20 protein-coding genes are annotated in these 20120 nt (G+C 64.5%); 17 read left to right on the top strand and 3 right to left on the bottom strand.

The genetic code is table 11. The features are described 5' to 3' along the window. The first annotated feature begins 279 nt into the window (after nt 1-279). Nucleotides 280-780: a helix-turn-helix domain-containing protein gene (locus ACZ1JY_RS01140; protein ID WP_168905439.1), complete on the top strand. Its 501-nt coding sequence runs from the start codon at nt 280-282 to the stop codon at nt 778-780. A 5-nt stretch (nt 781-785) separates the two neighbouring features. On the opposite strand, the gene queF is transcribed toward ACZ1JY_RS01140, so the two are convergent. After that, nucleotides 786-1238, bottom strand: a complete 453-nt coding sequence (queF, locus tag ACZ1JY_RS01135) for a preQ(1) synthase (protein WP_118074179.1) — start codon at nt 1236-1238, stop codon at nt 786-788. Nucleotides 1239-1495: 257 nt separating this feature from the next. Between queF and ACZ1JY_RS01130 the strand changes: the two genes are divergently transcribed. The 16 genes from ACZ1JY_RS01130 to ACZ1JY_RS01055 all read left to right on the top strand — a co-directional run bounded on the left by ACZ1JY_RS01130 (nt 1496) and on the right by ACZ1JY_RS01055 (nt 16522). After that, nucleotides 1496-1708 carry a hypothetical protein gene (locus tag ACZ1JY_RS01130; RefSeq protein WP_465130082.1) on the top strand — a complete coding sequence of 71 codons (213 nt, stop codon included), beginning with the start codon at nt 1496-1498 and terminating at the stop codon, nt 1706-1708. A 370-nt stretch (nt 1709-2078) separates the two neighbouring features. After that, complete coding sequence (locus tag ACZ1JY_RS01125; protein WP_118074181.1) at nt 2079-2531, top strand: hypothetical protein; 453 nt, start codon at nt 2079-2081, stop codon at nt 2529-2531. A gap of 122 nt (nt 2532-2653) precedes the next feature. After that, a complete protein-coding gene (gene sseA / locus ACZ1JY_RS01120; RefSeq protein WP_118074182.1) occupies nt 2654-3496 on the top strand; it encodes a 3-mercaptopyruvate sulfurtransferase in 843 nt (280 codons plus the stop codon). A 39-nt stretch (nt 3497-3535) separates the two neighbouring features. Beyond that, nucleotides 3536-4771 (top strand): cystathionine beta-lyase, encoded by a 1236-nt coding sequence (gene metC / locus ACZ1JY_RS01115; protein WP_465130081.1) that lies wholly within the window; start codon nt 3536-3538, stop codon nt 4769-4771. After that, nucleotides 4768-5709 (top strand): mechanosensitive ion channel family protein, encoded by a 942-nt coding sequence (locus ACZ1JY_RS01110; protein WP_465130080.1) that lies wholly within the window; start codon nt 4768-4770, stop codon nt 5707-5709. Before metC ends, ACZ1JY_RS01110 begins: the two co-directional genes overlap by 4 nt. 188 nt (nt 5710-5897) lie before the next feature. Further along, on the top strand, nt 5898-6668 hold the full coding sequence (cobA, locus tag ACZ1JY_RS01105; RefSeq protein ID WP_465130079.1) for a uroporphyrinogen-III C-methyltransferase: 771 nt from the start codon (nt 5898-5900) through the stop codon (nt 6666-6668). Continuing rightward, nucleotides 6665-6961, top strand: coding sequence for a DUF2849 domain-containing protein (locus ACZ1JY_RS01100; RefSeq protein ID WP_465130078.1), 297 nt, complete (start codon nt 6665-6667; stop codon nt 6959-6961). Before cobA ends, ACZ1JY_RS01100 begins: the two co-directional genes overlap by 4 nt. Nucleotide 6962: 1 nt before the next feature. Then, a complete protein-coding gene (locus tag ACZ1JY_RS01095; protein ID WP_465130077.1) occupies nt 6963-8615 on the top strand; it encodes a nitrite/sulfite reductase in 1653 nt (550 codons plus the stop codon). Beyond that, a complete protein-coding gene (locus ACZ1JY_RS01090; protein WP_465130076.1) occupies nt 8608-9039 on the top strand; it encodes a DUF934 domain-containing protein in 432 nt (143 codons plus the stop codon). The genes ACZ1JY_RS01095 and ACZ1JY_RS01090 overlap by 8 nt, the downstream gene beginning before the upstream one ends. 23 nt (nt 9040-9062) lie before the next feature. Then, nucleotides 9063-9863 carry a phosphoadenylyl-sulfate reductase gene (locus ACZ1JY_RS01085; protein ID WP_465130075.1) on the top strand — a complete coding sequence of 267 codons (801 nt, stop codon included), beginning with the start codon at nt 9063-9065 and terminating at the stop codon, nt 9861-9863. 72 nt (nt 9864-9935) lie between these two features. After that, entirely contained in the window at nt 9936-11339 is a 1404-nt protein-coding gene (locus tag ACZ1JY_RS01080) for an SLC13 family permease (protein ID WP_118074805.1), read from the top strand. 177 nt (nt 11340-11516) lie between these two features. Then, nucleotides 11517-12188 carry a hypothetical protein gene (locus tag ACZ1JY_RS01075; protein WP_465130074.1) on the top strand — a complete coding sequence of 224 codons (672 nt, stop codon included), beginning with the start codon at nt 11517-11519 and terminating at the stop codon, nt 12186-12188. After that, complete coding sequence (locus ACZ1JY_RS01070; RefSeq protein ID WP_465130073.1) at nt 12188-12913, top strand: DUF4331 family protein; 726 nt, start codon at nt 12188-12190, stop codon at nt 12911-12913. The genes ACZ1JY_RS01075 and ACZ1JY_RS01070 overlap by 1 nt, the downstream gene beginning before the upstream one ends. A gap of 5 nt (nt 12914-12918) precedes the next feature. Further along, complete coding sequence (locus ACZ1JY_RS01065; protein ID WP_465130072.1) at nt 12919-14265, top strand: tetratricopeptide repeat protein; 1347 nt, start codon at nt 12919-12921, stop codon at nt 14263-14265. A 43-nt stretch (nt 14266-14308) separates the two neighbouring features. Further along, nucleotides 14309-15373, top strand: a complete 1065-nt coding sequence (locus ACZ1JY_RS01060; protein ID WP_465130071.1) for a HupE/UreJ family protein — start codon at nt 14309-14311, stop codon at nt 15371-15373. Nucleotides 15374-15424: 51 nt separating this feature from the next. Continuing rightward, nucleotides 15425-16522 carry a potassium channel family protein gene (locus ACZ1JY_RS01055; RefSeq protein ID WP_118074192.1) on the top strand — a complete coding sequence of 366 codons (1098 nt, stop codon included), beginning with the start codon at nt 15425-15427 and terminating at the stop codon, nt 16520-16522. A 118-nt stretch (nt 16523-16640) separates the two neighbouring features. Here the strand turns inward: ACZ1JY_RS01055 and ACZ1JY_RS01050 are convergent, their stop codons facing one another. Then, entirely contained in the window at nt 16641-19424 is a 2784-nt protein-coding gene (locus ACZ1JY_RS01050; protein WP_168905426.1) for a phosphoenolpyruvate carboxylase, read from the bottom strand. Between the two features lie 24 nt (nt 19425-19448). After that, the gene (gene eda / locus ACZ1JY_RS01045; RefSeq protein ID WP_118074194.1) at nt 19449-20063 is read right to left on the bottom strand and encodes a bifunctional 4-hydroxy-2-oxoglutarate aldolase/2-dehydro-3-deoxy-phosphogluconate aldolase; all 615 of its coding nucleotides are present in this window, start codon (nt 20061-20063) and stop codon (nt 19449-19451) included. Between the last annotated feature and the right edge of the window lie 57 nt (nt 20064-20120).

The following is a 20120-nucleotide window of genomic DNA, read 5'->3' as shown; positions in this document are numbered from 1 at the left end:
AATAGCGACGGCTGGCCGATGGGGCCAGCAGGGAACGTCACCGCGAAAAGGCGCAAATTCCTGCGGGAGAAAACAACGGGATGACTGCAGGTTCCCGGGTTGGGAAGGTCTCGTCGCACCGTTTGAGCGCAAACCCGGCGGTCCATTTTCGCCCAATCCGCTCAGCGACGGCCAAAAGGTTAATATTTCCTAATTTTTCATTGGTATTCAAAGGTTTGTAATTGCAAGGCAAATGACATTACAGCATATGTCTCGTGGGGGTGGCCCGGGGGTATGTCAATGAACAGCCAGGAACGAGAAAGGATCGCAAGGATCACGCTCCTGCTCAACGAATTGCTTTCTGCACCGGAACAGCAGACGTCGCTGGAAACGCCTCCTTCCACCGCAGACCTCGTTGCCATCGCCAAGAGCGAAATCCGTGCTCGCCGTCACCGGCAGGAGCTGTTCCCGAACATCCAGGTCGCAGATCCTGCATGGGACCTGATGCTGGAACTGTTCATCAATCAGGCCGAGGGACGGCGCATCTCCGTGACCGGTCTGGGCCTCAGCGCGAATGTGCCGGGTGCAACGGTGCTGCGCTGGCTGGCCATGTTCCACGAATCCGGGCTGATCCTGCGCGAACCGGACTCTGCCGACCGGCGGCGCATCTGGGTATCGCTGACCGAAAGCGGCTGGGAAAAGATTGCGTTGGGCATCACCCCGTCAAAGGCGGGGCGGCAATCGCAGCGTTCTGAACGAGCCGAGGAAAAAAGCCCCGGCTCGCCTTGGCTTGCGGCCTGACGCCTTCAGCCCCGACCACGATAGGGCGCAACCCCCTGGTCAGGCAGCCACAGACCCGCCGGCGGGGCATCCGACTGCCAGAACACGTCGATCGGAATGCCGCCGCGAGGATACCAGTACCCACCGATCCTCAGCCATTGCGGCTTCATCTCGGCAAACAGGCGCTGGCCGATGCCGACGGTCACGTCCTCGTGAAAGCCGGCGTGATTGCGGAAAGATCCGAGGAACAGCTTGAGTGCCTTGGATTCGACGATCGTCTCGCCCGGCGCATAGTCAATTACCAGATGGGCGAAGTCGGGCTGCCCCGTCACCGGGCACAGCGAGGTAAACTCGGGCGCGGCGAAGCGGATCATGTAAAGCGTGCCCGGGCGCGGATTGGGCACATAATCGAGCACGGCTTCGTCCGGCGATGCCGGCAGGGCGGAGTTCTGCCCGAGGAAAAGAGGAGTCTTGGTCATTGTCTGGCCTCTGGACGCGCAGGCGGTGCGACTTGATCCGCCACCATGCGATCGCTTGAAGTAAGAAAGGAAGTGGCTCGCCCATGCACCCGTCGCAGGCCGGGAGCAAGTGGCCCGATCGTGCCTCTTGGTTCACGGGGCATTAAACTGGCGGGCAGTCATGCCACGGCGATGAGGTTTTTTTCGGGGTCATTCGTAACTTCGGCAGCGACGCTTGCGCTTTGCGCAGGCGCTGCATCCGCGCAGGATGCCACCACATGGCAATTGCCCCCGTCGCAAAAGCCGAGTTCCGCCGCGCAAGGGCCAGTCGTTCCCGATGCGCCGCCGCCTCGGGCGACGACAGAGCAGCCCGCTGCACCGCCCTCGCAACCGGTCGTGACCGTGCCGGTACCGGCGCCGGCTCCTTCGCCCGCAGCGCCCGTGGCATTACCTTCGCCGAGGTCCGTGCCTCGACCAGCGGCTGGCGCTGAAGCATCCGAAGCCAAGTCCGCCGAAAGACCTACGCAAACAGCCGAAAGCGCGCCCCCGCCTCCGCAACCCACGGTCGCAGCAACTGAACTGCCGGAGCCGGTCCTGCCCTCCTCGAGGCCGGTGGTGGCGGCTCCCGCAGCGTCTGAGCGGAGGATTTCGGCATACTGGCTGTGGGCAGCGCTTGTTGCCCTGCTTGCGATAGGCGGATCTTGGGCGCTCCTGCGGCGACGTCGCGCAGCACCTCCGCCGGCCGTTTTCGAACCGCCTGTATTACCAGCCAGGTCTCCAGCCGAGGCCCTTGCCACGCCGCCCTCGCCCCGTCCGACCCCGCCAGCCCCCGCCCTGGCGCTTGACCTTGCCGCCGCGCGCATGAGCGCGAGCCTCGTCAATGCCACGCTTTCCTATCGGCTGGTGCTGACGGCAACAGCGCAGGCGCGCGACGTGGTGATTGCAGGCGGGATGACCGCGGCTCACGCCTCGCGGCCCCAGCAGGACCAGCTCGACCCGCGCAATGCGCCGCAATTGCATCGGCTGGAGAGCGTGGGCGCTGGCGAGATCATCGAAGTGTCGGGCGACATCCGTCTGCCGCTGGCCGAGATCACCCCGATCCGCCATGGCAGTGCCGCATTGTTCGTGCCGATCGTCAGGCTTGAAGTGACGGCCGTGGTCGATGGGCGACCGTTCACCATGCGCGCTGCCTTCGTTGTCGGGCTGGAGGACGGTGCCGCGGGGCAAAGGCTCCAACCCTTCCGCCTGGACCTCGGCCCGCGCATCTATCCGAAGATCAGCCAGCGCGCTCTTACCGTTCCGGCCTTTGCGTAATTTCTCGGAAAGGTCGCGCGTCTGTCCGTTTTTGTGGTCGACGCACCCGATTGCGGCGTCTAGTCTCGATCCAACGAACCCGCGCCAGACGGGTCGCGCAGCAGGCAGGAGCACGGTTAACCATGGACTCACTGGTTTCGACCCAGTGGCTCGCGGACGAAATGGGCGCGAGCGATCTACGTATTGTCGACGCTACGGCATTCTTGCCAGAGCATGGTCGCGTTCCGCGCCTTGAATATGAGGCATGCCACATTCCCGGCGCCGTTTTCATGGATCTGGCCGAGCTGGTCGATACAGCCTCGCCCGTGCCCAACACCTTGCCCTCTGCCGAAAAGTTCGCCAGCCGCATGCAGACCCTTGGCCTTGGCGACGGCAGCCGCATCGTGATCTATGATGACAGCCCGGTGAAGACGTCGACACGGGCGTGGTTCATGCTGACCAAGTTCGGTGCACAGAATGTGGCGCTGCTCGATGGCGGGATCGCCAAGTGGAAAGCCGAAGGCCGCAAGTGCGCACAAGGTGTTGAAACCTTGAGACAACGCCACTTCACAGTGTGGTCCGATGACAGCCATGTGCGTTCAAAGGCCGATGTGCTCGCCAATCTCGACAGCAACGCCGAACAGGTCATGGATGCGCGGGGCGCCGGACGCTTCACGGGCGATGTCCCGGAGACCAACCCGGCGCTGGCAAGCGGCCATATCCCCGGCGCGCGAAACCTGCCCTATTCCAGTCTTTTCAATCCCGATGGCACGTGGAAATCGCCCGATGCGATCCGGGACCTGTTCGAAGCTGCCGGCATCGACCTGTCGCGTCCGCTGATCTCGTCCTGCGGCTCAGGAATGACCGCCAACGTGCTGATTTTTGCGGCCCATCTGATCGGCAAGGAAGACGTCTCGCTCTATGACGGATCGTGGAGCGAATGGGGGATGGACCCGGCGACGCCGAAGGCGACCGGCGCGGCCTGAGGTTCCTGTCGGCGATCATTGCTGCTATCGCCCGAGGCCATGAGCAGTTCTGACGATTTCGAGAATTTTGGGCCGGCGACGCGGGGCGTGCTGGCCGGGCGGCGCGAGGAGTGGACGGGGACGCCGGGCCATCCCGGTGCGGTCGTCAACCCCGCAGTATGGCGCGCCTCGACGCATCTTTATCCCGATATGTCAGCGCTTCGCGCCCATCCGGCGAACGAGGATGGGCGCTTTTACTATGGGCGCAGGGGATCTCCAACTCAGTGGGCACTCTGCGAGGCACTGACCCAACTCGAGGGTAACTGTGCGGGAACTGTGCTCTATCCCTCGGGGGTAGCAGCCATCGCCGGAGCGTTGCTGACGGTGCTGCGTCCCGGTGACGTGCTGCTGATGACCGACAACGCCTACGAACCCTCGCGGGCGATGGGGCGCGGCCTGCTGAAGGACTTCGGGATCGAGACGCGCTGGTTCGATCCGACCGACCTTGCGTCCTTCGAAGCGGCCTGTTGCGAACGGACCCGCTGCGTCCTGTTGGAAAGCCCCGGCAGCCTGACCATGGAAGTGCAGGACGTGCCCGCCCTTGCTGCAGCGGCCAGGGCGCGCGGGATCGTCAGCGTGCTCGACAATACCTGGGCCTCGCCACTCGGCTTTCAGGGGCTGCGCCATGGTGTGGACATCGTGGTGATGAGCCTGACCAAGCACGTTTCCGGCCATTCCGACTGCATGATGGGCAGCGCCAGTGCGGGGGTGGAGTGGTATCGCAAGCTGCGGCTTCGCTCGCAGGGTCTGGGAACGGTGGTCTCGCCCGATGATGCTGCGCTGATGCTGCGCGGTTTGCGGACGATGAAGCACCGGCTTGAGGCCGAGACTGCATCTGCGCTGGCAATTGCGCGGTGGCTGGAGGGGCGGCCGGAAGTGGCGCGGGTGCTGTGCCCGATGCTGCCTGGGTCGCCAGGGCATGAGCTTTGGAAGCGCGATTTCACCGGCGGCTGCGGCCTGTTCAGCTTCGTTTTGAAAGGTGGAACGAGCGAGGCGCGTGATGCGCTGATCGATGCCTTGTCCTTGTTTGGCATCGGTTATTCGTGGGGCGGGTTCGAGAGCCTGGCGACGCCGGTCGATCCGGCGAGCATTCGCACTGCCAGCCAGTGGCCGCTCAAGGGGATGGACGCCGAGGACCGCTTCGGCGTGCGTCTTTCCATCGGGCTGGAGGACAGCGCCGACCTGATTGCCGATCTCGAGCGCGGGCTTGCCGCCTGGGCGGGAGCGAGCGCATGAACAGCTTCAGGCAACAAGTGGCCGAAGTGATCCGCGCGCTGAACGAGATCGGGTTCGATCTGGGGACCTATCACATCTCGGTGTGGGGCGCCTTGCGCATCGTGATCGTGATGCTGCTGGTGATCGTGGCGGCGCAGCTGATCGGCAAGCTGGCGCGGCGTTTGTTCCGGCGGCTTACCAGCCTTGACCGCACGCAGCAGCTTCTGGGCGAGAAGATCGCGACGATCGTGGTCTGGGGCATCTCGATCCTTGTCGGGATCGACGTGCTCGGGATCAGCCTGACGGCCCTGACGGTGTTTTCCGGCGCCTTTGGCCTCGCCATCGGTTTTGGCCTGCAGAAGACCTTCGGTAACCTGATCGCCGGGATCATCCTGCTGATGGACCGTTCGATCAAGCCGGGCGACGTGATCGCGGTGAACGACGGCAAGGGCAATTCCTTCGGCGAGGTCAAGAAGATCGGCATCCGGGCGGTTTCGGTCACAACACGCGACAACCGCGAGTACCTGATCCCGAACGAGAACCTGATGACCCAGCAGGTGGAGAACTGGTCGTACTCCTCGCGCGAGGTGGCGATCAACATCCCCGTCGGCGTGGCTTATGGCAGCGATCTGGAACAGGTCGAGAAGCTGATGCTCGAGGCCGTGGGTGGCGTACCGCGCGTGCTGTCCTTCCCCTCGCCCGGCGTGCTGCTGAGCGCATTCGGGCCGAGCAGCATCGACATGACGATCGTTGTATGGATTGACGATCCCGAGGGCGGCGTGGGCAATGTGCGGTCGGACATTCTCAAGGCGGTGTGGCGACTGTTCAGGGACAACGGGGTGGAGATTCCGTTCCCGCAGCAGGATCTGAGCCTGAAGGACAGCGAGGGATTGCGGGTGCTGGTGGAGGCTTTGCGGGGCGAAGGTTATCCTCACTCTCCACCGTCACCCCGGACTTGATCCGGGGTCCCGCTTGTTCTGCACCGTCGCCCGAAGTGAAAGTGAAAGCGGGACCCCGGGTCAGGCCCGGGGTGACGTTAGATATCGAAGATCGTGTGACCGGTTTCACTGCGGCGCTAAAGAACATCTAGGCGGGGGGAAAAGCATTCTCGCTGGTGACTTGGCTCGCCCGCGCCCATCTGGCCCGCATGAGCAATCCCTCTTCAAGAGTCGGAACCGTATTCCTTGTCGGCGCAGGCCCCGGTGATCCGGATCTGTTGACGCTGCGTGCGGCGCGGCTGGTGATGAATGCGCGGGTGCTGGTGCATGACGGGCTGGTCGATCCCGCGATCCTGGGCATGGCGCCAAAGGGTTGCCGGATGATCTCTGTCGCCAAGCAGCGGTCGCGCCACACGATGCGGCAGGAAGAGATCAACGCCCTGCTGGTGCGCGAGGCGCTGGCCGGGAACGACGTGGTGCGCCTGAAAGGCGGCGATCCGTTCGTGTTCGGGCGTGGCGGCGAAGAAGCGGAAGACTGCTTTGCCGCAGGCGTGCCGGTGCAGGTCATCCCCGGCATCAGTGCAGCGATGGGCGCGGCGGCTTCGGCAATGATCCCCCTCACCCACCGCGACGCGGCAAGCATCGTCTCGTTCGTGGCGGGCCAGTGCAAGGGGCTGACCGACCAGAACTGGGCAGGTCTTGCCGGGGTTGGCAGGACGCTGGTGATCTATATGGGCGTGGCGACTTCGGAAGCGATTGCCGAAAAGCTGATGGCAGACGGGCTTGCGCCCGACATGCCGGTAGCGGTCATCGAGAATGCCGCGCGGCCGCAGATGCGGGTACTGCGCGGGACGCTGGCGGCTTTGGGGCCGCTGGTATCGGACAACAAGGTCAAGAGCCCTGCCCTGATCGTGATCGGCGAAGTGGCAGGCCGGGGAGACATGATGGAATTGAAGCAAGTTTTGGAGGCGGTTCAGTGAAGATCATTACCGGAAGTAATCTGCGCACCGGCGACGTGATCTGGTGGACCGGTGAAGGCTGGTCGCGCCATGTCAACGATGCGGTGGAAGCAGGCGAACATGCCGAGGCGATCATCGCCCGCGAGAACGCCAAGCAGATCGTCACCGACACGCAGGTGATCGAAGCCACCGTGACCGACGAAGGCGTGCGCCCGGCGCACATCAAGGACCGCATTCGCGCCCTCGGGCCGACCGTCCGCCTCGACCTTTCCCTCAAGCCTGCCGACCCTGACGCCGGCACCTGGGTGATCTGAGATGTATCAGTACGACCAATACGACCAGGCGATGGTCGATGCCCGCGTCGCGGAGTTCCGCGATCAGGTGGAGCGCCGCCTCGCCGGTGACATCACCGAGGACCAGTTCAAGCCGCTGCGGCTGAAGAATGGCCTCTACCTGCAGCTTCACGCCTACATGCTGCGCGTGGCCATTCCCTACGGCACGCTGAACAGCCGCCAGATGCGCATGCTGGGCGATATCGCGGACAAGTATGACCGCGGCTATGGCCACTTCACCACGCGCCAGAACATCCAGTACAACTGGATCAAGCTTCAGGACGCGCCGGACATTCTGGCCGATCTCGCATCGGTCGAGATGCATGCGATCCAGACCAGCGGCAACTGCATCCGCAACACCACCGCCGACCAGTTCGCCGGTGCCGCTGCGGACGAGCTGGTCGATCCGCGCCCTTATGCCGAGTTGCTCCGCCAGTGGTCGACCTTCCATCCGGAGTTCGACTACCTGCCGCGCAAGTTCAAGATCGCCATCATCGGTTCGGAAACCGACCGCGCGGCGATGAAGCTGCACGATATCGGCATCCAGCTGGTGCAGAACGATGCCGGCGAGATTGGCTGCCGCTTCTACGTTGGTGGTGGCATGGGCCGCACGCCGATGATCGCTCCGGTGATCGGCGATTTCGTGCCGCCGCTGCAGATGATCTCGTACCTTGAGGCGTGCCTGCGCGTGTACAACCGCTATGGCCGCCGCGACAACAAGTACAAGGCGCGCATCAAGATTCTCGTCCACGAGATCGGTGCCGACGAATACCGTCGCCAGGTGGAAGAAGAGTTCAAGCACATCCTGACGCTGGGCCTCGAACCGCCTGCGGCTGAGCTGGAGCGCATCAAGGGCTACTTCGAGCAGCCGGGCTTTGACGCCAATGCGTCTGACGAGCTGGACCTTTCCGATCCCGACTTTGCGCTGTGGGTGGACCAGAACGTCCATGCCCACAAGCAGCCGGGCTATGCCATCGTGAACATCAGCCTGAAGCCGGTTGGCGGCATTCCGGGCGATGCCACGGCTGACCAGATCCGCCTGATGGCAGACCTGGCGCTCGAGCATTCGTTCGACGAACTGCGCGTGACCCATGCGCAGAACATCGTGCTGCCGCATGTGAAGAAGGCTGACCTCTATGGCCTGTGGCAGAAGCTCGACGAAGCGGGCCTTGCCTCTGCCAACCTCGACCTGATCGGCGACATCATCGCCTGCCCGGGTCTGGATTATTGCGCGCTTGCGAATGCGCGGTCGATCCCGGTGGCGCAGAAGATCTCGGAGCGCTTTGCCGACCTCGGCCGTCAGCGCGAGCTGGGCGAGCTGAAGCTGAAGATTTCAGGCTGCATCAACGCCTGCGGGCATCACCACGCAGGCCACATCGGCATCCTCGGCGTCGACCGCAAGGGCGTGGAGAACTACCAGCTCCTGCTCGGCGGATGCGAAGGCGCGGACACCTCGCTGGGCACGATCACCGGTCCTGGTTTCAACGAGGACGGCATCGTCGATGCGGTGGAAAAGGCCACTGATGTCTATCTCGCCCAGCGCGCCGAAGGGGAGCGCTTTGTCGATACCTTCCGCCGCATCGGCATGGCTCCGTTCAAGGAGGCGATCTACGCCAAGGAGACTGCAAATGGTTGAGCAGAACCTGCGTTTTCGCGATGACGAACCCGTGGGCGATCCGGCGGTGACGGTCGACGCCTTTGCCGACCAGAGCAACGCAACGGCTGTGCGGATCGAGCCGGGCGACGATGCGCGCGCGCTGCTGCCGCATCTCGATCGGCTCGCGCTCGTGGAAGTGAACTTCCCGGCCTATACCGACGGGCGCGGCTATTCGGCGGCACGTATCCTGCGCGAGCATGGCTATGCCGGCGAACTGCGGGCCGTGGGCGACGTGCTGCTGGACCAGCTTTCGCACATGCGCCGCTGCGGGTTCGACAGCTTTGCACCGAACCAGGCAATCAGCGCCGAGGCCGCCGAAAAGGCCTTCGCGACCTGGCCGGAAGTCTACCAGAAGACCGTCGACGGTCGCCCGGCAATCTGGGCGAAGCGTCACCCCGCCTGAGCTGCGGGAGAAGGACAGAAAGTATGGACAGCACCGTAAATCGCAAGATCGATCTGATCGATGTGCGCCCGCGCTTTACCGAGACGGACGCGATCCGCCTGAACAACCTGTTCCGGGGCACCGACACGCACGAGATGCTGCGTTCGGTGATCCGCGACGGGCTGGCGGGCGATCTTGCGGTTGTTTCGAGCTTCGGCGCGGAAAGTGCTGTCCTGCTTCACCTTATTGCCGAGGTCGACCCTTCTGTGCCGGTGCTGTTCCTTGAAACCGGCAAGCACTTCCCCGAGACCGTCACTTACCGTGACGAGCTGATCGGGTTCCTGGGGATGACCAATCTCCAGATCATCGAGCCTGACCCCGAAGTGATCGCAAAGAAGGACGAGAACGGGCTGCGCTGGTCGTGGGACCCCGATGGCTGCTGCGAGATCCGCAAGGTCGAGCCGCTGGCCAGGGCGCTGCTGCATTTCGATGCCTCGCTGACCGGGCGCAAGGGCTTCCAGTCGAAGACCCGCGCGGGGCTGCCGCGCTTCGAGATCGACCATTCCGACGCGCAAGGGCGGTTGAAGATCAACCCGCTGGCGTCGTGGGACAAGGCGGCGCTGGAAAGCTACTTCGCCCAGCACGGCCTGCCGGCACATCCGCTGGTGGCGCAGGGCTATCCCTCGATCGGCTGCGCGCCCTGCACCAGCAAGGTCGCGCCCGGTGAAGATCCGCGTTCGGGCCGGTGGAAGGGCTGGGACAAGACCGAGTGCGGGATCCACTCGCCCACAGACGCCCAGAAGCCGGGCGACGAACTGCCTCCGGGCTACGACCCGATCTTCTGATCGGCATTTGCCAGTCGTGACAGTGCTCTGCTAGGTCCCTTCGCCGGGACATGGGGGAGTGATCGGTTGGCACTGGATGCGCGCAGGATCGGGTTCTGGGCAGGGCCGCTGGGGTTTGCTGTAACGCAACTGGCGGCAGCGCCGGCCGGCATGCCCGATGCGGCATGGAGCGCGGCGGGCCTCGTCTGGTGGATGGCGGCCTGGTGGATGACCGAGGCGATGCCGCTTTCGGCAACGGCCTTCCTGCCCTTTCTCGTACTGCCGCTGACCGGCGTGGCCGATGCCAACAAGACGGCGGGCGCCTATTACTCGCCGATCATGTTCCTGTTCGTGGGCGGCGCGTTTCTGGCGCTGGCGATCGAGCGGACCGGGCTGCACCGGCGGCTGGCGCTGTTCATCATGGGTCTGGCGGGTGCGAAACCGGGGCAATTGCTGCTGGGCGTGATGACGGCGACCGCCGTGCTCTCGAGCTTTATCTCCAACACATCGACTGCCCTCATCATGATGCCGATGGCGATCGCCATGCTTCGCGCGGGCGGCGTGCGCGAGGGCGAGACCGGAGGCATGGCCGGGGCGCTGCCCATGGGCATTGCCTTTGCCGCATCGATTGGTGGCCTTGCCACCCTGATCGGCACGCCGACCAATGCCATCGCGGCGGGACTGATCGAGAAGGCGCTGGGGACTAGGGTCACCTTCCTGCAGTGGGCGATGTACGGCGTGCCGATTGCGGTTGCCGCCGTGCCGATTGCGGCGTGGATCATCGCGCGGGTGCAGAAGTTGAAGGACGATGCGTTCGATCCTGCGGCCGCGCGGGATGCCATCGGCCATTCCGCGCAATGGAGCGTGGCCGAGCGGCGGTTGCTGCCGGTGGTGCTGCTGGCCTTCCTGGCGTGGGTATTCCAGCCGCTGATCGAGGGCGTGTTTCCCAAGGGCGGCTTCACCGATGGCACGGTGGCGGCGATTGCCGGGCTGATCCTGTTCTTCCTGCCTGATGGCACCGGCCGCCCGATGCTGACCTGGCCGGAAGCCAATCGCGCGCCGTGGGACGTGGTGCTGATGTTCGGGGGTGGCCTTGCCATGGCCATGGGCATGACCGAGAGCGGGCTGACCAAGTGGATGGGCGAGATGCTGCTGCCGCTTGCCCATGTCCCGCTGCCGGTGGTGGCACTGGTGCTGGTGGCCTTCGTGATCGTTGTAACCGAGTTCGCCAGCAATATTGCGGCGGCGAGCGGGATCATGCCAGTGGTGGCAGCGCTGGTCGCGGCGCTGGGAGCCGATCCGATCCTGCTGGCCCTTCCGGCAGCCTTTGCCGCGACCTGGGGGTTCATGCTGCCGGCGGGGACCGGCCCCAACGCCCTCGCCTGGGCTACCGGACACTGTTCGATGCGCGCGATGGTGAAGGCCGGCTTTGCGCTCGACGTGGTTGGCGTGTTCCTGCTGGTCGGCGTGGTCTGGAGCGTCGCTGCCTTTTCATGAATATGTTACGTAGTTTTGCTTGATTTGGGCTTCACGATTAGGTGCAAAATGGTTTAACGTCTCGGAAAGAGGCCTCCCGCTGACTCCCTGTGAACCAGTTCACAGCCGACAGCGCAGAATGAGGCGAAAGAGTGGTCGCACGTTCTTTCGTCTGATTCCGAAGTGGGGAGATTCGCCGTGCGCCGCATTTTCAAGACACTGCTGGCGGGCAGCGCCGGGGCCGCAAGCCTCGCCGCGCTGATGCTGGTACCGACAGGCGTCGCGGAGAGCGCCGACCACCTCGATCCGCCCAGTCGCACCGACGGCGGCGTAGATCCCAACCCGGACATTCCGGCCGATATCGCCGACGTCTTCGCCTGGCATTCCAACGGCACGACCAAGATCGCGATGACCTTCGCAGGGCCGGTATCAGCATCCGGAACGACGCCGCTCTATTACGATCGCGATGTGCTATACAAGATCAACATCTCGACGGCGGCCCCGGCGAACACGCCGGAATTCACGATCAAGTATCGCTTCGGCAGGGGGCAGAATCCTGGCGAATGGGGCGTGCGGGTCGAAGGCATTCCGGGCGTTTCGGGCGTGGTCGAAGGACCGGTGGAGCAAAACCTCGAGAAGGGTGGCGTAAAGGTTCGCGTGGGCCTGTTCGACGAGCCGTTCTTCTTCGACCTGATCGGATTTCGCGAGACTCGTTCGACCGGCACCTTGCGCATCCGCAACGACCGCAATTTCTTCGACACCCAGAACGATACCGCGATCGTGCTTGAAATCCCTGACGCGAACCTTGGCGCAGGGGTCACCAATCTCGGCGTCTGGGGACAGACCGCCCGCTTTGGGGGGAACATCTGATGAGCCTGCGCAAAATCATCCGGATCGCAACGCCGTTCGCCTTGGCCCTGACGCTGGTCGGTTGCGGCGATGATGGCGCCGGTAGCCAGGTCGTCGTCCCCGCCCCGCTGCCGAGCACGACATCGACCGCCACTCCGACGGCCACGGCAACAGCGGTCGCCTATGACTCGACCAATTGCTTCCTGCAGCCGATTCAGGGCCAGAACGGGGCAAACCTGAAGTCGTTCATCATTCCTGACACGTTGAAGCTGGATTTGACACGTTCGACGCGCTTCCCCAATGGGCGCCATCCTGCAGACCCGGTTGTCGACATTCTGCTGGCGACGCTGCTGCTGGACATGAGCGTGACCGGCCAAGGTCCGAATACCCTTGCCACGGTCCCACTCAACCCACCCAGCAACGACAAGTTCTTCCTGCTGACCTTCCCGTTCCTGCCAACGCCGAACGGAACGCCGCAGGTGGCGACGGGTACCGGCAGCAACTTCGATTTCCGGACCGATCCGGATTCGGCCTATGTCAGTGTGGACCGCATGGGCAATCCCGCCATCGCAACCGCGCTTGTGGGATCGTCGATGAAGTTGACATTCAACGATGATACGCCGACCGGCGACATTGCCGGTGACAAGTATTACGCCGAATATATCAGCGAACTGAACAAGCTGTTCGGCCTGATTGGCGACGATGTCGAGAAGCTGCAGCTCAAGATCTGCGCTACGAAGTCCTGACACGTATGAGTGACAAGCCCGGCCCGAAGTGGCCGTGGATCCTGTTGGCGGCGGTTTTCCTGATAACCGCCGCCAGCATTGCCTTTGACAGATACAAGGCTCGGCAAGGCCCACCGGATCCGCTGCCTTCGGAAGTCAAGCCATGGTTCGGACCACGCAACCAGCTGGAGCTGGAACAGGCAGCGCAAGTTGCTGTCGATGGCGCACGCGCGCGATTGGCGACCAGTCCGGACGAGTGGCTGCGGCAGGAGGTTCTGGCGCGGGCTCTGGTCAGGCGCTTTCGCGCGATTGGCTCTTATGAGGATCTCGCCGAGGCGGACGGATTGCTGGACAAGAGCATGGCGGGCGCCCCCTTCCCGGCCGGGCCCAGCCTGTCGCGCGCCGAGGTTTCGGTGCTGGCACACAGGCTCGAGGCTGCCGACAAGGGACTCGAACGATTTTTTGCGCAAGTGGGTGAGCCAGACGACGGGGAGTCTGCCGGTGCATGGAGCCTGAAGGGGGACATCGCCTTCCAGCGCGGAGACATGAAAGCCGCGCGCCTCGCATTCACCCGGGCGGAGGAATACGACAACAACGCCGCCGTTGCATTGAGGCAATCGATGCTGGCCTTGCGGACAGGCGATCCTGATCTGGCCCGCCGCCGGATCAACGCAGTGCTGCGTGCGCCGAAGCTGAGCCGCTACGTCAAATCGCAGGTCAGCTTGCAGCGAGTGACGATCGCCTATGGCACCGGCGACTGGAAGGCGGCTGGCGAATGGGCACGTTTTGCCGACGGGTTCTTCCCCGGCAATCCGCTTGCCATGGCGCATGTCGCACAACACAAAGCGCTCGAAGGCGATGTCGCTGGCGCAGTGAAGCAATACGAGGCTGTGCTGGCCAAGGCTCCCCTGCCCGAGATCATGGACGCCCTGGCATTCACGCTCCGCTTGCAGGGGCGCGGGGCGGAAAGCCGGGCCTGGGCGTACAAGGCTGGCGCACTGTGGGCGGAGCGCTATCGCCTTATGCCCGAAGCCGCCGCTGCGCATCTGGTGGAACATGAGCTGGCGCTGGGCGATCCGGCCAAAGCCCTGGCCGTTGCCAAGGCCGACGCGCAGGCGCGCCCGCATGGCGCGAGCCTTATCCTGCTGGCGCGCGCGCAACTGCTGACCGGCGATGCCAGGGGCGCTCTCGCGACGCTGGAGCGCGCCGAAAAGACCGGATGGCAAACCGCAGGGCTTTACCTTGCCTTGGCCGACGTCCACACCGCGCTTGGAGATACCGATGCCGCCGAAGATGCGCGGGAGGACGCGCTTGATCTCAATCCCAAGGCCATGGATCCCGCGGCGCGCTACATCTGGTTCGGTCACGATTAGGGCGCTGCTGGCTGCGCTGGTCTGGCTTTGCCTCGCCAGCCCCGTGGCTGCCCATCTGACGCCCAATTCGGAAATCCGGCTCGACTTTGCGCCGGGGCTGGTCAAGGCCGACGTGGTCGTGCCGCAGGCCGAGTTCGGTTATGCGACCGGCCTGTTGACAGACAACAGCCCGGACAGTCTTGCCATGGCGCGGGCGCGGGTGCTGGCGGACATGGCGGTGCTGGATGCGCAAGGGCGGCCGTGGCGCATTGCCGTGGATCGCATCGCCTTCGAGCAGATTGCCGGACCGCCCGACCTGCATCTCGAACTATCGCTAGCGCCGCCGCCCGGAGCTTCGGACCGGTCACTGCTGTGGCGCTGGCACGTGGTCACGCGCGAGGCTCCGAGCCACTTTGCGCTGCTGGTGGTCGATGGAGATCTGGCGGGCGGTGTACTGGGCGAACGCGAACTGGTCGGCGCGCTGACGGCGGGGCGCAGCGAATTGCTGGTCAACCGTGGCCACGCTAGCCTCGGCAGCCTGTTTGCCAACGCCTTCGGGCTTGGCGCGCATCATATTGCCGAAGGGTACGACCACCTGCTGTTCCTGCTGGCGCTGTTGCTGCCCGCACCACTTCTGGCCGCACGGCGGCGCTGGTTGGCGCCGCGACCTGCGCGCGAGACGTTTGCCAAGCTGGCGTGGATCGTCACCGCCTTTACCATCGGCCATTCGACAACGCTGATCCTTGCGGCGTTTTTCGGCGTGCGCCTGCCCGCGCAGCCGGTGGAAGCCGGCATCGCGTTATCGGTGCTGGTCTCTGCCATTCACGCGGCACGGCCGCTATTTCCGGGGAAGGAGCCGGTGGTGGCGGGGCTGTTCGGCCTTGTCCACGGGCTTGCCTTCGCCACGCTGGTCAGCAACTTCGGCCTTGGCACAACCACGCGCGTCGTCGCCATCCTTGGCTTCAACCTTGGCATCGAGGCGGTGCAGCTTGGCGTTGTTGCGCTTGCTCTGCCGGTCCTTTTGATGCTGGCCCGCTGGCGACATGGACATCGCGCAAGGCTGGCTCTGGCAGTGCTGACCGGTATCGCCGCCCTTGTCTGGCTGACGGAGAGACTGGGCCTTTCCTGATATGGACATATCGGGCCGCGGCACCCTATCAGGAGGCCGAGGGGGCTGTGAATGATACGCGATGATGACAGCTCTGCCCTGACGCAGGGGGCAAATTCAGTGCTCGGATCGCCGTTGCGCCTGCTGACGGGGACGCTGATCTTTGTGCTCGCCGTCTATGTCGTGTCGACGTGCGGGTTCGTCTACGCGGGCTGGCCGTTCGGCGATGCCGCCTACATGGTGCTGCTGACGGTGTTCTCCGTGGGCTATGGCGAGATCCGCCCGGTCGACACCCTGTTCCTGCGCTGGTGGACGAGCGCGACGATCATGCTGGGCTGCACCGGAATGATCGTGCTGACCGGCGCGCTGGTGCAAGTGTTCACCCTCTTCCAATTTCGCCGCCTGCTGGGCCTGGACAAGATGATGACCGAAATCGAGAAGCTGACCGGCCACGTGATCATTTGCGGTTACGGCCGCATCGGCGTGCAACTGGCCAAGGCGATGACCGAGGCGAAGAAGCCGTTCCTGATCCTCGAGCGCGACCATGCCAAGGCAGAGGATGCCAAGGCGCAGGGCTTCCTGTGCATGGTAGGCGAGGCAACGCACGAGGAGACGCTCAAGGCTGCCGGGATCGCGCGGGCGAAGGTGCTGGCATCGGTCCTGCCCGACGATGCGGCGAACGTGTTCATCACGCTATCGGCGCGCAATCTCAATCCGGGCATCGAGATCATCGCCCGCGGCGAGGCGCCGACGACCGAGAACAAGCTGTTCCATGCCGGCGCCGACAAGGTGGTGATGCCGACGCACATCGGCGCCGAGCGCATCGTCGAGATGATCCTTTACCCCGCCACTGGGCAGCTGGACGACATCGGCGCAGTGCGGCGCAACCTGCACGACTTCGGGCTCGACATCGAAATGGTCGAGATCGCGGCGGACAGCGCCCTCAATGGCGAGACTGTCGGCGAGGCCGAGCGCCGCGGCAACGGGGCGTTCTTCGTGGTGCAGATCGATCGGGCGAGTGGCCAGTCGATCCAGCACCCCGGAGAGGATGTGACGCTGGAACAGGGCGACAAGGTGATGCTGGTCGTGCGTGGTAGCAGGCTGTCAGCCGGGGCTGTGTTCAGTGCAGTGAAGGCACCGGTGCGGCATGGGCGGTCGTTTGTGGGGTGACGAATTGCCCCTCCGTCAGCGCTGACGCGGCCGCCTCCCCATTCGTCCTGCGGAAAAATGGGGAGGATCATAGGTATCTGGCCCATTTGTCCTGCGGAAGAATGGGGAGGATTCTCAGTTACCCGTGTGCGCCGAAGTAGTTGGCGATAGCGACGGCGACGCGGATGTTGAGGGCGTGGGCGCGGTCGATCGGGTCGATGAAGCGGGCGCGGATGGCGCCGTAGTCCTCGCCGCGATGGTCGGGATAATCGGTCGGCTCGTCCACCGGGAAATCGGTGATTTCGGGCTCGATCACCGGATAAGCGCGGCGCAGCTGGGCGAGCGCGTCGTCCACGCGGAGCGACAGGACCATTTCCAGCACATCCTCGCGGCTGACGTCGTTCGAGCGGGCGAACGGCGGGACCTGAACAGCGCGGATGAACATGTGCATCAACAGGGCAAGGCGGACCGATTGCAGCAGGCCGATGTTGCGACGGTCGGCGTCCTGCGCGGCATCGCGTCCGGCCTTTTGCCCGGGCACGAGCGAGAGCAGGCGGTGGACTTTCATCCAATCGACCCGCAGGCGCGAGGTCAGGCGGCGGAAGACCCCGGACCTGTCATCCTTGGTCAGGTATTCGGCAAGCGCGAGACATGCGCCTTCCAGCGCGGTTTCGGTGCCGCGATAGGGACGGCTGGCCCAGTAGGCAGAGTTGAACAGCTCACCATGAGCGGCCACGGTCTTGATCGAGGCGAGACCGTTGGCGGCGCGCAGCAGGCGCACCAGCTGGTTGCCACGTTCGGAGCGCCCGAGCAGTTCGGCGACCGACTCCATCTCCTCGCCGGCAGCGGTCCCTGCTCCGGCGATGACGTTCACCGGATAGCCGATCTGCTGGAGGATCGCGTTGTGCGGGATCGCGCGGATCTGACGCAGGCTCATCGTGCGGTCGGCGCCAATGTCGGACTGGCGGCGCGAGACACGGCTGCCCGTGCCTTTGAGGAGGCCCAGACCGAACGCCGTCAACGCCCGCGAATAGGTCGCGCTTTCAAGATGTTCGCGCTGAACGCGGCGGATCGAGCGGTAGAAATCGAGGCTGAGATCGGTGCGGTCGTAGAACGGGTCCTTGGCCGAAAGATCCTGATCGCGCGCCTCGTGCTCGGCAATGCGGGTAAGCGTAGCGAGGGCGAGTTCATCGTTGCGGAAGAACAGATAGCCGTCGCCACCCTGAAAGCTCGCTTCCGGCTCGATCGTCACGCCAGCGCGGGCAAAACGGCGGCGCGCCCAGCCGGACAGCGGCCAGGTCAGGCGGTCGGCAAATCCCGAGGGATGTGCGCCGCGGCCCATGGATTCGCCATGGGTATTGAAGATCAGCGCGGCGACGTCGGTCAGGCCGTTGGCCTTCATCGCTTCGGCAAGGCGGCCCTGCAGGCGTTCGATGGCGAGCGCTGCGGGGATTTGCCCCATGAAGCGGCCAGCGTCGGAAAAGCCGGTCTGGATCGAAACGCGACCGCGCTTTCGGGCGTAGCTGCGGTAGGATTCCTCGGACAGCAAAGCTTCGAGGAAGCGGCCACCGTGTTCCAGTGCGGTCTCGGTCTCGAACAGGGGGGAGACGTCGACCTTGCCTTCGATGCCGAACAGCTTGGCGAAATAGAGCGCGGCCAGCACCGTCTGCGGTTGTTCGCATTCGGCGATCAACATGCGGATCGGCGCATCGGCGTCGATGTGCTGAAGCATCTTCGCCATGACCAGGAACTGGCGCATCGCGGTGCTGGTCTCGATCGCGAGCGCGCCGAAGTTGACGCGCAGCGGCTTCACGTCGGCCAGGAGTTCGCGCAGGCGCGACAGCGCGCTCTTGCTGCCGAGATCGAGCGTGCCTTCCGGGTCGATCCGGCGGCGCAGCGCATTGAGCAGCTGCGACGAGTTCACGCGGAAGTGGATCCAGCCGATGCCGAGGCCATCGGCGCGCATCGCCGCGGCGAGCGTGGCAAGCGGGATGGACTTGGCCTCGTCGGCCTTCTTCGCTTCGCTTTCCAGCGACTCGATCAGCGGAGCAAGGCTGAGCAGCTTGGCATCATCGTCCGCGCTCAGGCGGTTGGCGGCGGCGGCAAGCGCTTCGGGGCTGTCGAGCGGCGAGGAGAACAGCTCGGCCATCTCGGATGAATGAGCGTGAGCGGCATCGAGCGTGGCGAGCAGCGGGTGGGAATCGTCGATCGCGCGCAGCGACGCCGCATAGCTGCCCAGCCGCAGCGCCTTCTCACGCAAGCGGAAGGCGATAGACGTGGTCCACCCGATATCGGTGCGGCCATCCATGTCATAGCCGACCCAAGTGGCGAAGCGGAACGGCAGCGGCCTGAAATCGAGCCAACGGCCCGGCCAGCGCTGACGGGCATGGCCGAGCAGCGTGGCGTTGATCGCGTCACGAGCCTTCGCGGCGCGCTGGATGGCGTTGCAGACTTCGACATGCTCGAACTCGAGCGTGATCTTCGGGCCTTCGTGCGGGACGGTGCAGACGGTCGAGGCCTGCGGATCATCAGACAGGGCGGCTGTGGCAACAGCGTCGGACTGCGCGGGGCTGAGCAGGAATGTTGGGTGCGCGGTGAATACCGCGTGGAGCAGCGGCTTTTCCCAACGCTGGCGGAACTCGGAGAAGCCCGCCTCTTCCGGGTTCAGCGCTTCGATCTGCGCGAGGTTTTCGGTAGCGGAGGTCGGCGCGACAAGGCGCTTGAGGCGCGCTGCACGGCTCTTCAGCGCCTCGCACTCCAGCTCGGCAACCAGCGCGTCCATGTCGGACAAGGAAATTTCGCCACCTTCAAGCGAACGCGAGAGATCGTGGCTGAGCTGGAAGACCGGGTTGAACAGCGGCGTTTCGGCCGTCCGCTCATGGAGTTTCTGCAACCTGGCCTTGAGCTTGGCGACCGTCTTCATGGCCCTTGTATTCCCTTGAATTCGTTACTTCCCCAAAGCCGAGGCTTCGCGCGCTGCGGCTTCGATCGCTGCTTCATCGGGCGTGCCCTTGCCGACCACCCAGCTGCCACCGACGCACAGGACCGGATCGAAACCCAGCCATTCCGGCGCGGTGGCGGCGGTAATGCCGCCGGTGGGGCAGAACTTGCACTGGTAGAACGGCGCAGCCAGAGCCTTGAGCGCGGGAAGTCCGCCCGAAGTGGAAGCGGGGAAGAACTTGAAGTGGTTCAGGCCAAGGTCGAGACCGCGCATGATATCGCCCGCCGAGGCGATGCCCGGCAGGAACGGGATGCCCGAAGCCACGGCGGCCTTGCCGAGATTTTCGGTGAGGCCGGGCGAGACGATGAACTCCGCACCTGCATCGATGGCAGCCTTGAGCTCGTCGGGATTGGTCACCGTACCGGCGCCGACAATGGCACCCTCAACCGCTTTCATCGCGTGGATGACATCGAGCGCGGCAGGCGTGCGCAAGGTAACCTCGAGCACACGCAGACCGCCCTTCACAAGCGCGCGGGCGACGGGAAGCGCGTGGTCGACGTCCTCGATCACCAGAACCGGGATGACCGGCGCGGTGCGCATGATGGATTCGATCGGCTTCATGGCGTCTCCCCTGGCGCAGAACTGCCTGCGCGCTTCCTTTGATGGAAGCGGGCTTAA

The organism is Novosphingobium sp. BL-A-41-Hi4B-X5A, assembly GCF_055521705.1.
This window is presented reverse-complemented; position numbering and strand designations above follow the sequence as displayed.